The organism is Streptomyces sp. HUAS ZL42, from assembly GCF_040782645.1.
Classification (GTDB): Bacteria; Actinomycetota; Actinomycetes; order Streptomycetales; family Streptomycetaceae; genus Streptomyces.
Genome location: NZ_CP160403.1, coordinates 5,494,097 through 5,509,005, shown reverse-complemented (window position 1 = coordinate 5,509,005; position 14,909 = coordinate 5,494,097). Strand labels below are relative to the sequence as shown.

Sequence of the window (14,909 nt, the reverse complement as noted above, 5' to 3'; positions counted from 1 at the left end):
ATCAACCCGAAGTGTCTCAGGTGAAGAGGGCGTAGACGTTCAGGGTGGGGTTCCTGACGCAGATGTTCATGACGGTGAACTTACCGCTGAACTCGACGTTGTCCGTCCAGTCGAACCAGAAGGTCATGCCCATGGCCCGGTACTTCCCCCGGTCCGACTCAGGTCTTCCTCGCCCGTTCGGGACACCCCAGGCGCCGTGGAAGAGGTAGTCGCCCGCCTCCAGGTGGCCGTAGCTCTGGTTCCTCGCGGCGTAGTACAGCGGAAGAACGATGGTGTACACGAACTTCAGAGCGCCGTATTTCTTCCAGATGCTCTTCAGCTTCACGTACCAGCTCAGGCTGCACTTGGAGTGCCCGGTGCAGTTCCTTCTGATGCCGATGGTGTAGTTCTTCGTCTTCTTCGTCTGATACCGGTAGTTCAGCTCACCGCTGGTGTCCGACTGACCGATCGGGTCGGCGGGGTAGATGTAGGCGCTGGTGTTGCCGCCGTAGACCGGGTCGCTCTGGAGGAAGCGGCCGGTGGTCGGATCATAGACGCGGACGCCCATGAGGGTGTATCCGGCCAGGCCGTCGGTGGCTTTCTGGTAGGCGCCCAGGGACCCGTACTTCGCCGCGGCGGCCGTGGCGTCCAGCGGGTTGCCGTACTCGTCGTAGCGCTGGACCGTGGCGGCGGACGTCGCCAGGTCCAGCCGGACGGAGATGTCACCGTGCAGGTTGGCCAGTTGGAGGACCGCGCCGCCGGTGGCACCGGTGGTGGCGGCCAGGCCGCCGGAGAGGTCGGGGACGTTCCGGCTGACAGTGGAGGCGGAACCCGCGGTGGTGACCGTCCAGGACGGAGTGTCGCAGCCACAGTTGTAGTGGTTCACCGTGGTGCTTGTGGTCGACCAGGTAGCGCCGCTGTCGCCGGTGGTCGCGGTGGCCGAGGACGCCAGGCGGCCGGAACCGTCCAGGCCCCAGGTGGTACGGGTGGAGCCCACGGTCTCACTGGCCACCAGGTCGTTGGTGTAGTAGGCCAGGGTCTTGCCCGCCACCTGGGTGGTGCGCCCGAAGGCGTCGTAGGTGTAGCCCCCGGCGATGAGGCGACCCGCGGTGTCGTGCGCGTACGCCGTGCTGGAGGTGGTGGGGGTGGAGCCCGCGGCCGTGACCGTGGTGGTCAGCGAGGTGCGGTTGTCATCCGTGTCGAAGGCGTAGGCGCGCGAGGTCGTCGTCGTGCCGTCGTCGTCGGTGGCCAGGGCCAGGCGCCCGGAGGCGTCGTAGCCGTAGGCGGTGGACAGGGTTCCGCCGTCGGTCTGGGTGTGACCGGTCTGCTTGCCGTGGATGGTGTAGGTCGCGGAGTCGGAGAGCACGGTGGTGCCTGAGGAGTCCGCGTAGGTCACCGACGTCTGGTTGCCCGTCGTGTCGTAGGTCGTGGCCAGGGTGTAGCCACCGGGGAGGGTCTCACCGGTGAGAGCGCCGTCGGCGTCGTGGGCACCGGCCGTGAACGTCCCGGCGACCGAGTCGGTGATGGACCGGGCCTGGCCGGTGGTGGCGTCGTAGGTGTAGGTGGTGGTGGACGGCACCGAGTCGGACGCCGTCACCGGGCGGTCGAGGATGTCGTAGGTGAAGGAGCTGGTGCTGCCCGACCCGTCGCTGTAGGTGAGTGTCCGGCCCAGGGCGTCGTACGTCGAGGTGGACGTCTTGCCGTTGGCGGTGGTGCTGGCGACCTGGCCGGTGGCCCCGTCGTAGGTGATGGTGGTGGCCGGAGTGCCTGTTCCGGTGCCGCCGGTGACGGTCGTGCCGGTCGGACGGCCCGCCGCGTCGGGCGCGGTGGTGGTCGTACGGGTCACGCCGTTGGCGGTCTCGGCCTTGGTGACGACCTGGCCCCACCGACCGTAGGTGTAGACGGTGGTGACGGCCTCGGCGGGGTTGGTCCCGCCACCCGAGATGGCCGCGGCCGGGGCGGTCCTGCATAGCAGGCCGTCCCACTCGGTCGAGGCGCAGGCGCCGGTGGCGTGCGCGTCGTAGTAGGTGTACACCAGCGTGCCCGCGTCCGAGCCGGACGATTTCGGGGTGCGGGTGGTGGCCACACGGCCCGCGCTGTCGTAGCTGGTCACCTGGCCCGCGGACTCGCCGCCGCCGGTGGTGGCCAGTTCGGAGCCCGTGGACCAGTCGTAGGTGGTGGTCGTGGTCTTGGCCTCCGCGTCGGTGGCGTAGCCGGCTATGGCCGCGCCCGTGGTGGAGGAGGTGACCAGGTCGGAGACCGCCGCGTTTGCCGGGGCTCCCTCGTCGTAGGCGTAGGAGGTGTGGGCACGGGCCGGGATCACCGTGCCGGCGGCCAGGGTGGACTCGGGGGTGGTGCCGGTGAGTTCCGCGGCCAGGGTGATCTGGTGCAGCGGACCGTACTCGTCCGTCACACGGGTGCCGTCGGCGGAGTACTCCAGCACGGTGGCCAGCAGCTGGGCGCGCTCGGCGGTGGACAGATCGGTCAGGCCCAGGGCGGCCAGTTCTGTCGCCGCGTTGGCGGAGGTGCCCAGGGCGAGTTCCCGGTTGCCGGCGGTCAGGTCGGAGGACTCGTTGCCGAGCAGGTCGTACTCGGTGGTGGTGATCGCACCACCCGGGCTCACGGTGTTGGTCTCCGCTCCGTTCGCGTTGATGTAGCTGATCGTGGCCCGGGCATAGGCGCCGGCTGTCACGTCGCCGCCGGTGCTGGAGGCCGGAACGCTGTCGGCGGGGAAGAACGCGGTGGCGTCGGTGGGCGCCTCGTCCTGTCCCCAGGTGGCGACCGTCGCGGTGTCCATCTGGTACGGGGCGGCGGTGCCGGAGACCGGGACGTCGTAGACGACGGTGGTGGCCGCCGTGCCGGACGTGGTGCTCGCGGAGCCCGCGGCGAGCGCGGCACGCGAAACCTTGAGGAGCATGCCGGCCCCCGAGGTCAGGGCGGAGCCGGCCGTGCCGTAGGTGAAGGTCCAGGGCAGCTCGCCCGGCTTGGTGTACGTGGCTACGCGGCCGTCGGTGCCGTAGGTGTACTCCGTCTTCAGCGAGGGGCTGATGCGCGGGTCCCACACCTGGCGCAGCTGGCCGGAGGCGTTGTAGGCGTACGAGGCGAGCGTCTCGGAGGTCGAGGCGGAGGCACCGGGGGTGGTGGCCCACAGCTTGACGGCCGAGACCTGGTTCAGATAGTCGCCCAGTGTGCTGGAAGTAGCCGTGGTGGCCGGCGCGTAGACGTACTCCAGTACCCGGCAGCCCTTCGTGGACGGCGTCGTCTGGCAGGTCGTCGCAGTCGCCGCGCTCGTCGGCGAGACCACGTACCTCGGACGGGCCAGCTTCTTGCCGCCCACGTCCACCGTCGTCGAGAAGACCGTGACCGTCGAGTCGTCGACCGCCGAGGCCGACGAGAACACCGTCCACGTCGTCGAGGCCGGGTCCGCCTTCGCGAACACGACCGTGTTGGCGTCGGTGTCGGTCAGCGTGAACATGTTCGTGGTGGTCGAGTAGGTCAGCGTCAGGGACTCGGCCCCGATCTCCGGCTGCCAGCCGCCACTGCTCGTCTCGGTGAACGCGATCGCGCTGCCGTCACCGGCCAGTACCTCGACAGAGGAGCCGGAGGTCTCGCGGATCTGCGTGTAGTCGCTCGACTCGGCGGAGACGGCCGACGTCCAGCCGGGGCCGAAGATCTGCGCCTGGCCCTCGGTGTCGGTGCTGTTGGTACGCGAGGAGAACGTACGGTCCACGCTCGCGGCGAACGCGGAGGCGTCGGTGGCCGACAGGGTGAAGTCACCGGTGAGTTCGTTGACCTGGCCCGGGCCGATCTGATTGGTGAGGGCGGTGCCCGCGTCCCGGTCGAGGGTGACCTCGGCGGTCTGCGAGTAGCCGGTGGTGGTGCCGTCGGTGAACGCGGCCCGCAGCTCGATCACGCCGTCCTCGGCGAGGGTGGAGACGGTGTTCCACACCAGCTTGGTCGCGGTGCCGCCGCTGACGGCGACGGGCCAGGCGGAGACGGCGGAGCCGGAGGCGGTCACGTCACCGACGGGCATGGTGTGCCAGACGTCGGTCTCGCCACGCCGGTACTGCCAGGTCACGCCGGTGTAGGTGGTGAGGCCCTTGGCCGCCAGGGTGAGCCGGCGGGCGGTGGTGTCGCCGTCCTGCGGGGAGAGGATCGCCGCGCCGTCGGCGCCGACGCCGAAGCTGTAGGCGGTGCTGGCGGTGGAGAGGTTGCCGCCGGAGTCGATGGTGCGCGCGTACAGCGTGTGCCAGCCGCCCGCCGGGTTGATGCTGATGGTCTGCGCGTCGCCGCCGGTGCCGTTGGTGGTGTCCAGCTTCGTGTTCGGCAGGGACGCGTCGTCCAGGCCCCACTGGTAGCCGGCACCGTCCGTGGAGGAGGTGTCGAGGGTGCAGTTCACGGCGGCGGAGGCCTTGGCGGTCCAGCCGTTCTGGGTGTACGTGTCACAGGTGACGGTCGGTGCGACCGGCTTGGCCGTGTTCAGCACGAACGTCGTGTAGCCCGACCACGACCCGAAGTCCGTACCGTCGTACGCCCGCGCCCGGTAGCGAAGATGGCTGCCGGAGGGGAAGGCGGAGGCGGAGGGGATGGCCAGGGTCGAGGTGGAGCCGGAGGCCACGGTCTTGCCGTACGCCGTGAGGGAGTACGTGGTGTCCGCGTACGCCGGGTCGGCGGTGATCTCGTACTGCGCCTGGACGTTGGCCCCGTCCGGGTCGGTCACCTTCGACGACAGGGTCGGGGTGAGCGAGGTGACGTAGCGCTTGCCGTTGTAGGCGTTGACCTGCGAGGGCGCGATCGCCGTCGAACTGGGCACCGCCGGGTAGGAGTTGTACGTCACGGTCAGGTGCGGCTCGGTGGAGCCGTCGCCGGAGACGTAGTTGGCGGAGCGGTAGCGGCGCCAGGTGGTGGAGTCGGTCTCCGAGGCACCCGCGATACGGACACCGTAGTTGGTGGAGCCGTCGGCCCAGGCCTGCACGATGGCGTCGATGTCGAAGTTGACGGTGCCGGCCGGGCAGGAGTCGTTGTAGCCCTTGGCCGCCGTGCTGGTGACCGCGCCGGTCGTGGTGGTGGCGGGCTGATCGCCCCAGGTGATGTCCGAGGTGGTCCAGGCCCCGGTGATTCGCCGCACCTGCGTGCCCGCGCCGGTGGTGGCACAGGTCGAGGAGTAGTACGAGTACAGGGCGAGGTTGGTGTCGGTGATGTGCTTGCCCGTGAACGCCGACACGTCGAACTTCAGGTAGGCGCGGGCCTTGGTGGTCCCCGCGTCGTACGTACCCGACTTCAGCTCCTGCGAGGAGACCTGGGAGTCGGGGTAGTTGGTGGCGACCCAGGTGTCCGCGGAGGCGGCGAGCGTGCTGGTGGGGTCGACGGTGACCGGGTAGGTCAGCTTGTCGTCGGTGAAGTAGCCCGCGTCCGGGGTGAGGACCAGGGTCTGCGACCCGTCCTCGGCCGTCTCCACCTTCGTGGCGACGGGGGCCTGGTGCTTCGACTCGCCGGACTTACGGTCCTTGGAGGAGTCCCACATCATCGGCGCGGGCGCCTCGGCGACCAGCTTCCCTGCGCCGTCCTTCAGCAGCAGGTGACCGGATTCGGCTACCGACAGCTCAAGTCCCTTGAGCCGCATGGGTATCCGGTACTCCAGCGGACCCTCGGGCGCCTTGTCCAGGACAACGTTCTGGCTGAACCCCTGCGACAGCGCGGTGACCGTCAGGGTCTCGCCGTCACCGAGATCGTAGGAGGCGGTGTCGTCCTTCACCGAAGGCGTCGGAAGCTTCGACTCCCAGCCCATCCCGAACGACTTCGCGCCCTTGGTGACCGAGGCGAGCGCGGTGTCCCCGCCGTCGGAGACCGCGATGTCGGCGGCGGCCACCTCCGGCTCCAGCGCACTGCCCTCGTCGGCCAGAGCGGTGTCGATGTTGCGCCAGACGCCGTCGACCTTCTGCCGGATCGGCGCCGCGTACGTGGAAGTCTGCAACTGTCCGTTGGGCAGCGCGTACGTCGTCGAGCTGGCGGAACGTTTCGCCAACACCTCGATCCTGCGGCCCTGCAACCGGGCCATCAGCAACGCGGCGGCCGTCGAATCGGCCGAAGACGCCGCCGACTTGGCGGACTTGCCCGCGGCCGTCGCCCGCGTGGTGGCGGAGTCCGCGGCGGCGAAGGCCTGCCCGCTCCCCAGCGACACCAACGCCGCCTCGGCGACCAGTACGGCGGCGACGGCGAGCGCGGTGCGTCTTGGCGATATGCCCGCGACTCGCGCCCTTCCCCGTTGTCTGAATCTCAACACGACTCCTGTGATCACGCCATGACGCCTGATACGCCATGGCTGCGTGATTGTAAATGGAAAGAAACGGTGAAGATCACCAACCCCCGGTCTGGATCGCCCGCAGGCACAGGGCGGTGCCGTAGGCATGGGTCAGCCTGGCGTCACGGAAGCTGAGTTCCGTACCGATGCGCGTGCCGTCGAGTTGGATGCCGCCGTCGACGGTGAGACCACGGCCGAGGTCGAAGTTACGGCTGACCTTGACATCGATCGCTTCCAGGGCAATGTCGCCGGGGTTACTCAGTCGGGCGCCGCAGAAGCCGATGGCTGCCCCGACCGTGGCACCGGAGAGGATGATCCGCCTTCCAGGTCGAACTCGCCGTCGACGGACGCACCGGACAGCCGGAAGCACCCCCCGACAGCCAGGTCGGTGCACAGCACATCGCCGCCCACGGAGGCGTGGACGGCGGATATCGCCTGTCGCCGCGCGATGTGATCGCCGTGTCACGCAGGTCCAGATCACCGTTGATCTGGGCGCGGGTGAGCACGAGGGGCCCCGTCATGTGGCAAACGGGAAAGCACCAGCCGGGCGTCGCACGGCATGTCGTCGTTCGATCGCCGGCTCCCGGACAGCTCGTCAGTCGCCCGGAGCGCGGTGCCGGCGCGGGCGCGTAGGGCTCGCTCTCGCGCCAGGGCGGCGGTCCGCCCAACTGACGGTCGAGAGGGTGCTGTGAGGCGTCGAGGGAGCGGCGGGCGGCGTGGTTCAGGCAAGACCGAACTTCTCGGTGTGCACCTGTCGTGCAGGGACCCGCAGGGCTCGCAGGCCGGAGAGCACGGCCCCGGTCATGGCGGGCGGGCCGCAGACGTAGACGTCGCGTTCGGTGATGTCGGGGACCAGCCGGTGCAGGTTGTCCGGGCCGAACGGCGGGGTGCCGCCCTCGCCGGTTCTGCCGGTGAGCAGGTGCAGCCGTCCGCCCCGTAGCGCGACCAGGTGGCGCACCTCGTTCAGCAGCACGGCGTCGGCCTCGCTGCGCACGCGGTACAGCACGACGACGTCGCCGGTCGCCTCCTCCTCCAGCATGGCCCGCACGGGCGTGATCCCCACGCCCCCGGCGATCAGCAGGGTGCCGGGCCGGGTCCGGTGCATCGAGGTGAACGCGCCGTACGGTCCCTCGACGAATGCGCGGCTGCCGACCGGGACGTTCCGCAGGCCGGCACTGGTGCTGCCCACCGCCTTCGCCGTGAGGCGCAGTCCCTGTCCGCCCGGCGCCGCCGACAGGGAGAACGGGTTGGCCAGCCACCAGTGGTTGTGCCCGGGGAACCGCCAGATGCAGAACTGCCCCGCCCTGGCCGGGAGTTTGTCGAGGTGTCGGCCGGTGACGTACACGGAGGCCACGTTGTCCGACTCCGGTACCACGGCCGCGACGCGGAACCGGTGGTAGGCGTTGCGCCACAGCGGCATGGCGACACGGCCGGTCAGCAGGGCGCCGAAGGCGAACAGCCACAGAATCCACCAGTAGGCCGTGGCGAACGCGGAGGACGTGAACGTCGTCGTCTCCTGCAACTGGTGGACGAACGACAGGCCCAGGGCCACGTAGAGCAGCAGGTGCAGACCGTGCCAGACCTCGTATCGCAGTCGCCGCCGCAGGGGCCGGGTGGAGATCACGGCGATCACGACGATGACGGCCGCGGCGAGCATGCCCAGCAGGGAGGCCGGCACCCCACTCAGTGCGACGAACGTCTTCCCCATCGACGCGTCGTCGAGGTTCGCATAGCCGAGCACCACCAGCGTGGCGTGGGTGAGGACGGTCCACAGCAGCAAGAAGCCGACCCAGCGGTGCCACACCGTGAGCCGGTCCATTCCTATGCGGCGGTCCAGCCAGGGCAGCCGGGCCACCAGCAGCAGTTGGAACAGCATCAGCAGCGCTGCGTGCAGTCCGAAGAACTTGGCGACCGTGAGAACCCCGTTCTTGCCTGAACCGGCGCTGAGGAACAGCGCCTCGGCGGTCACCGCGTTGACGACGACGAAAGTCCACATCGCCCAGCGCGCCGCGTCCACCGGAAGCACGGTGCCTCTGCGCACCGTGCCACTCGCCATCGCCATGCTTTCCTCACATCCCCCCGTGGCCGCTGCACTCGCGGCCCATGTGCACTAACCCCATGAAGATCGAGTAATTCGTCCGGATACGCGCCCGGTCGCCTACGCATACGGACCGTGTGCCCGATCCGTTCACGCCAGAGCCGTCGAATCCGATCGCCGTTCGGCGTTCGGCGGCTCCTGGGGCCCAGGGTTCCGCGATGGTTCATCGTGCTGGTTCCTCACTTGCCGTGGGCTCCCTGGTCGGATGCCGCCCGACGGGGAGGGGGCGTGAGCGAGATCAGCGTGCCGGACGGATGGCGGACAGTACGCTGAATCCAGCGGGATCGGGCCCGCAGCACAGTGTCCGGGAGGTGCTTCATCACGGCCGAGATGGTGGCCCCGGCATGGATGCATGAGCAGATCACGGCGGACGAGTACGAGTCCTGGTCCGAGGAGCAGTGCGCCGGTATCGAGATCGTGGACGGGATGGTCGTCGTCGGTCCGAGCGCGTCCAAGCGGCACAACCGACTGGCCCGGATTCTGGCGAACGCCCTGGATGCCGCCGCGGGTCCGGAGTGGAACGCCGGCACGGGCTTCGACGTCCGGCTTCAGGACGTCCCGCTCACCAATCGCCGCCCGGACGTCGTCGTGTACCGCGCGGACACGATCGACATGACCCCCACCCGCCCTGAGCACGTGCTGCTGGTCGCGGAGGTGGTGTCGCCGGGCTCGGAGACCACCGACCGGATCGTGAAGGTCGACCAGTACGCCAAGGCAGGCATCGGCTTCTACTGGCGGATCGAGCAGGCCGCGACAGGCGTTCCTCTCGTGTACACCTACGTTCTCGACCCCGCGACGAGGACCTACCGGGACGGAGACGTGTTCACCGGCGTGCTCAAGGCGGCGGCCCCCTTCCCGGTGCAGATCGACCTCGGCCAGGTCTGACCCCGCGCGTGCGCGATGCGTGAGCGGACGGCCCGGTGCAGGGCGGCACGAGCCGGATCAAGCGGCTCGCCGTGCGGCGTTGACCAGGGGAAACAGCACCCGCGCGGCAAGGCGGTCCCTCAACCGGTCATGGACGGTTCAACGCTGGCACAGGCACAGGCACAGGCACAGGTCGGACCTGCTGACTTCCCGGAGGTGGGGCGCGGATCTCAAGTGCGGACGTCCGCACGCGGCGCCACTGGCCCGAGCCGGCCTTCCAGGCGACCACTGCCGCCCGGCGTGCTCAGGAGGACCACGCCGCGAGGAGTTCCAACGGGCCGTGGGCCTTCGGCGCCACAGCATGGTCCGCCATGTGGCGGACCTGGAGCCGCCGCATGCGTGAGCGGACGGCCGTGACAGGAGCCGTCCCGAGCCGGACAGCCGGTCATGCCGCGCGGCGCCGATCAGGCAGCAGAGCACCACGCGGCACAGCGCTTGCGTGCGGGCAGGGGCCGCCCGGGCCCCGACGTTTCTCCGGACTGCCCGGCCGCCGGCGGCCGGGTGCCGTCATGAGCGCTCGTCCTGAAGGCCGATCTCCGCCCAGATCGACTTCCCTCCAGCCCGGTGGCGTGTGCCCCACCGCTCGGCGAACTGAGCGACGAGCAGCAGGCCGCGCCCGCCTTCGTCGAACATGCGCGCTCGCCGCATGTGCGGGGCGGTGCTGCTGCCGTCGGAGACCTCGCAGATGAGCGCGGTGTCGCGGATCAGGCGCAGGTGAACGGGCGGGGAACCGTACCGGATCGCGTTGGTGACCAGTTCACTCACCACCAGCTCGGCGGTGAAGACCACCTCGTGCAGTCCCCAGTCCGCGAGGCGACGGGCGACCTGAGCGCGGGCGTCGGCCACGGCGGCCGGGTCGGAAGGCAGATCCCAGGTGGCCACCTGGCCCGCGTCGAGGGCCCGGGTGCGGGCGACGAGCAGTGCGACATCATCCGACGGCTGTGCGGGGAGCAGACTCTGGACCAGGTCGTCGCAGGTGGCCTCCAGTGAGGCGGCGGGCCGCTCCAGGCATCGGCGCAGCAGCGCCATGCCCCTGCCGAGGTCGTGTTCGGGGACCTCGACGAGGCCGTCTGTGTACAGCACGAGGAGGCTGCCTCGGGGCACTTCCCATTCGACCGCTTCGAAAGGCAGCCCGCCCACTCCCAGCGGCGGACCGACAGGAAGATCGATGAACTCGGCCTTGCCGTCGGGTGTGACCACGGCGGGTGGGGGGTGGCCCGCCCCGGCGGCGGCGCAGCGGCGCGAGACCGGGTCGTAGACCAGATACAGGCATGAGGCGATGAGATCGGTGATGATCTCGAGCTCGGGATCCGTTACCGGGCCCTCCTCCGCCCTGAGGTGGGTGATCAGGTCGTCGAGATGGACGAGGAGTTCCTCGGGGGGCAGGTCGACATCCGCCAGCGTGCGTACCGCGGTCCGCAGCCGGCCCATGGTGGCGGAGGCGCGCAGGCCGTGGCCCACCACGTCTCCGACGACCAGGGCGACCCGGGCGCCCGACAGCGGGATCACGTCGAACCAGTCGCCACCCAGCCCTGCCCGGGACCGGGCCGGGAGGTAGCGGTAGGCCACCTCCACGGCGTCCTGGGCGGCGAGCCGCTGCGGCAGCAGGCTTCGTTGCAGGGCCAGGGCGGTGGTCCGCTCGCGCGTGAAGCGCCGGGCATTGTCCACCGCCACGGCAGCGCGTGCGGCGATCTCCTCGGCGAGGAGCAGATCGTCCTCGTCGAAGGAGTCCGGGCGGCGGTGGCGGACGAGTACGGCCACGCCGAGCGTGATGCCGCGGGCGCGCAGCGGGATGACCATGATCGAATGCATCCCGAAGTCACGGACCTTCGCCGCGCGCTCGGGGTCGGCGACCTGCCAGCTCTCGATGGCTTCGTCCAGGGTGCTGTGCAGCGACGACCGACCCGTGTCCAGGCAGCGGGCGGGGGGCGAGGATTCCGGGTAGAAGTCCACCTCGCCCGGCTGGATCAACGCCTCGGGGGTGCCGGGAAGGACGGACCGCTGCGCGGCGCGGCGCAGCGCGACGGAGCCCGTGGTGGACGGCCTGGGCTCGACGCCGCGGAACAGCCCGTCCAGCAGGTCGATGCTGATGAAATCGGCGAGCCGCCCCACCGCCACGTCGGCCATCTCCTGGGCCGTACGCATCACGTCGAGGGTGCTGCCCACTTGTGCGCTGACGTCGTTCAGCAGGGCGAGCCGCTCCCGGGCCTGGTGCTGTTCGGTGACGTCGAGCGCGATGAGCTGCACGTGTCGCACCTGTCCCGCCGGGTTCCTCAAGGGGGACACGGATACGGTCCAGTATCTCTCGCGGGCTCCGCGCCGCGGCCGGCCATGCACCTGGAACCGCTCCGGTTCTCCCGTCCCGAAGACCCGGCGCATGCCCTCCTCGACCGTGGTGCAGATGTGGGGAGGCAGGATTTCGGTGACGCGCCGACCGCGCATCTGCTCTTCCGTGAGGCCCAGTTCGCGGGCCGCGCCGGCGCTCCCGCGCAAGGCCCGCAGCTCGGCGTCGTAGATCATCACAGGCAGGTGGGACTGCGCGAAGGCTTCCTCCGTCGTCGCCTCGTCCTCATACGGACGTGGCCCCCGATGCGGACGTGGCCGCTGTGGCGACGTGGCCACGATGAGCCACTGCGCGTCGCCCTCGCGGTCGAGTGACGCGTACGCCTGCAACTCGGCGTCCACGTGGTGGCCGTCCTGGTGTCGCAGCGAGGTCGGCCCGATTCGTCCCTCGAGAATCGCGGAGAAGTCCACCGTGCTGTCGGCGTTCCCGCCGAGCAGACGTGCCGCGGGACGCCCCACCACGTCCTCGTACGGGTACCCGAGCAACCGCTGTGCGCCGGAACTCCACCCCGTCACGATCCCCCGTGCGTCGACGACTGCCGTGGCCGAGGTGACCTGATCCGGAAACTGATCGAGGCCGTTTCCGAGGGGGCCGGCATTCTCCATGTCCATTCATCGCCCATCCTGCCCCGGACTCTCGGGTCCCGGAGAGACTCAGCAGAGACCGCGGGGCGGCGAAACGTCGTGTCCGTCGCGTCGGCTCCTCTCTCACTTGTATCTCTCCTCGCGCGCACACGCAGGTCGGCGGGCGGCACGGAAGTGCACTTCGAGTCACACCGAAACTGCCGCACACCCGCCTGATGGGGACATCTGTTCGAATCCTGCCGGAGGTACCGGGGAAAAGCCCCGGACCGATCATGGCCGTCAGGTCGGTGTACTCAGACGCCGGCCCGGTCCAGGGCGCTCTGCAGGGACTGTTTGTAGCCCGCACTGGTGTACGTGGCGCCCGACACCGTGTCGATGTCCGCGCTCTGCGCCACCAGGGTCTCCTGATTGAGTCTGGGGATGGCCGTGGAGGAGATGTCCCGGCTCCGCGCCGTCTCGTCGGGAGACTGGACGGCCGTCGACCCGGTGATCCTGCTGCCGGTGAGGGTGATCCGTACCTGGACCGGCCCGTACTTCGTCTGGATCGTGGCCCCCGTGACGGTACGGGTGGTGGGTGCGGCCGAGGTGGTCTTGGGCGCGGAAGGGGAGCCGGTGGTTCTCGTGGGGGCGGCCGACACCGTGTGCGACGGCGTGCGCCTGCTCTTGGGCGTCTTCGACGGCGAGGGCGACGCGGACGCCGAGTGCGAGGTCGCCGGCGGGGAGGAGGACGCGACGGCGCTCGACGTGATCGCCGGCTCGGCCTGTGGAAGCGCCGGGTCCGTGGTCGGCTTGAGCGCGAGCAGCAGCACGATGCCGGAGACGGTGCCCACCGTGGCCAGCAGCGCGTGGCGGAACGGATGTTTCTTCCTCACCGGATTACCAGCGCATCAGCGGTACGGGATGTCACAGCTCCGCCTCAGAACTCGAAGGACTCGTGGTGGATGCGGCGGTGCGGGACACCTGCCTCGCGGAGTGCGGCGTACGACTCCTCGGCCAGGCCCGGTGGCCCGCACAGATACACGTCGTGCCGTGCGATGTCCGGCAGGATCCTGCGCAGCATCTTCGCGGTGATCGGCGTACGGCGGCCGTCGGGTCTGTTCACGGCGTACAGCAGTTGCGCCCCGCGCGCGTCCGCGATCGCCTCCAGTTCGTCCCGCAGCGCCAGTTCCTCCGCGGTACGGGCCCGGTAGAGCAGCGTCAGGTCTCCGGGTGCGCCGGGGAGCGTCTCGAACAGCGCCCTCAGGGGCGTGATGCCCGCTCCGCCCGCGAGCAGCAGGACCTTGCCGCGGCTGCGGCGGGCGGCGGTCATCGCCCCGTACGGGCCTTCCGCCCACACGCGCGTGCCCGGCCGCAGCCCGGCCAGCGCCGCGCTGTGCCCGCCGACGGCCTTGACGGTGATGCGCAGCAGGTCGGGGCGGGGCGGCGCGGACAGCGAGTACGGGTTGGCGCTCCACCTCAGCCCCTTGGTGAGGAACCGCCAGCGGAAGAACTGCCCCGCCTCGGCTCCCAGACGGTGCAGTCGCCGGCCCCGGATGAGCACGGAGACCACGTCCGGGGCCTCCTGCGCGACGGACTCGACCCGCATGCGGTGCCGGAGGTTGAGCCGTACCGGGGTGAGCACGCGGTACCACAGCAGCAGGGCGCCGACCGTGAGGTACAGGGCGCACCAGGCCGCGCGGGCGGTGGCGTCGCCGACGAACTCACTGCCCGTGGCGAGCTGGTGCCAGAAGGCGAGGTAGACGGCGGCATAGGTGAGCAGGTGCAGGTAGTACCAGAGCTCGTAGCGCATACGGCGCCGTACGGCACCGGCGGACACGAGGCCGACGAAGAGCAGCAGCACCGTGCCGACGGCCGCCTCGATCATCCTCGGGTAGTCGGTGACGACGGAGACCGTCTGCGCGACGACGCCGGTGTCCGCCTGCAGCGCGTATCCGTACAGGATGAGCACGACGTGGGCGAGGGTCAGGGTCAGCGCGTATCGGCCGCTTCTCGCGTGCCAGCGCACCACACGGTCGGACCCGACCCGGCGCTCGAGGGCCGGGACGCGCGCCATCTGGGCGATCACCAGAGCGATCACATAGCCGGCGAGCAGTCCGGTGATCCGGCCCGCGTTCACCAGCCGGTCGGCGGTGGTCGCGGCGACGGCGGGGGTGTTGTGCCACCACAGCCACAGCACGGCCGCCGCACCCGTCCAGGCCAGCACCAGCAGGGGTGCCGCGGGGGAACGCCGGGGCCGGATCCGGCGCATGGCCTGCCGTCTTCCCGCCCGGCTGTGCTGGATCGTCGTCACGGCTGGTCTTTCCCTTTGCTGACCTTCGTTCCCAGGGACCGTACCGCGGACGGATGGCCGAAAACCATCGGTGATGTGCTGTCGCCAAGCCGGCAGATCCGCTCCGGGAAGGAGGTGAGGGGAGCACACAATTCCCCGCAGCCACCTAGTCCAGCGCGCCGACGGGGCTTGGCGTCACACCCCCGTGGCGCGGCGGTCATCGGTTTCGTTTCGGACACACCCGCGGCACCGGCTGTGGCTAAACTCGCCGCCCATGCAAGAGCGTGACCGGAAGACAAACCAGCAGAAAAGACATCGCCGTTCGGCGGGCGCCGGCACCTTCGACCAGCGCGGGAGGACCGCGTGGCGGGCGACCAACTTCACTGCCGGCACTGCCGGATCGACGCCCT

Annotated in this window: 7 protein-coding genes; 1 reads left to right on the top strand and 6 read right to left on the bottom strand. The window is 70.0% G+C overall.

Translation table 11 applies throughout. The annotated features are described in order from the left end of the window. Positions 1-16: 16 nt before the first annotated feature. The 3 genes from ABZO29_RS25415 to ABZO29_RS25405 all read right to left on the bottom strand — a co-directional run bounded on the left by ABZO29_RS25415 (position 17) and on the right by ABZO29_RS25405 (position 8,336). On the bottom strand, positions 17-6,259 hold the full coding sequence (locus ABZO29_RS25415; protein WP_367322486.1) for a DNRLRE domain-containing protein: 6,243 nt from the start codon (positions 6,257-6,259) through the stop codon (positions 17-19). A 76-nt stretch (positions 6,260-6,335) separates the two neighbouring features. Next, entirely contained in the window at positions 6,336-6,650 is a 315-nt protein-coding gene (locus tag ABZO29_RS25410; RefSeq protein ID WP_367322485.1) for a hypothetical protein, read from the bottom strand. Positions 6,651-7,001: 351 nt separating this feature from the next. Beyond that, on the bottom strand, positions 7,002-8,336 hold the full coding sequence (locus tag ABZO29_RS25405; protein WP_367326241.1) for a ferric reductase-like transmembrane domain-containing protein: 1,335 nt from the start codon (positions 8,334-8,336) through the stop codon (positions 7,002-7,004). Positions 8,337-8,696: 360 nt separating this feature from the next. Here ABZO29_RS25405 and ABZO29_RS25400 point away from each other — a divergent pair, with 360 nt between their 5' ends. Continuing rightward, positions 8,697-9,263 carry a Uma2 family endonuclease gene (locus ABZO29_RS25400; protein ID WP_367326239.1) on the top strand — a complete coding sequence of 189 codons (567 nt, stop codon included), beginning with the start codon at positions 8,697-8,699 and terminating at the stop codon, positions 9,261-9,263. A 546-nt stretch (positions 9,264-9,809) separates the two neighbouring features. Here ABZO29_RS25400 and ABZO29_RS25395 read toward each other — a convergent pair. The 3 genes from ABZO29_RS25395 to ABZO29_RS25385 form a co-directional block, all read right to left on the bottom strand. Continuing rightward, positions 9,810-12,257 (bottom strand): SpoIIE family protein phosphatase, encoded by a 2,448-nt coding sequence (locus ABZO29_RS25395; protein WP_367322484.1) that lies wholly within the window; start codon positions 12,255-12,257, stop codon positions 9,810-9,812. A gap of 266 nt (positions 12,258-12,523) precedes the next feature. Next, positions 12,524-13,102: an FMN-binding protein gene (locus tag ABZO29_RS25390; RefSeq protein WP_367322483.1), complete on the bottom strand. Its 579-nt coding sequence runs from the start codon at positions 13,100-13,102 to the stop codon at positions 12,524-12,526. 44 nt (positions 13,103-13,146) lie between these two features. Next, positions 13,147-14,478: a ferric reductase-like transmembrane domain-containing protein gene (locus ABZO29_RS25385; protein ID WP_367326238.1), complete on the bottom strand. Its 1,332-nt coding sequence runs from the start codon at positions 14,476-14,478 to the stop codon at positions 13,147-13,149. Positions 14,479-14,909 lie beyond the last annotated feature (431 nt).

Bases quoted from the DNA above. Each gene is read 5' to 3' on its own strand.
- ABZO29_RS25405 (WP_367326241.1), bottom strand. From the start codon at position 8,336: ATGGCGAGTGGCACGGTGCGCAGAGGCACCGTGCTTCCGGTGGACGCG.
- ABZO29_RS25385 (WP_367326238.1), bottom strand. From the start codon at position 14,478: ATGCGCCGGATCCGGCCCCGGCGTTCCCCCGCGGCACCCCTGCTGGTG.
- ABZO29_RS25395 (WP_367322484.1), bottom strand. From the start codon at position 12,257: ATGGACATGGAGAATGCCGGCCCCCTCGGAAACGGCCTCGATCAGTTT.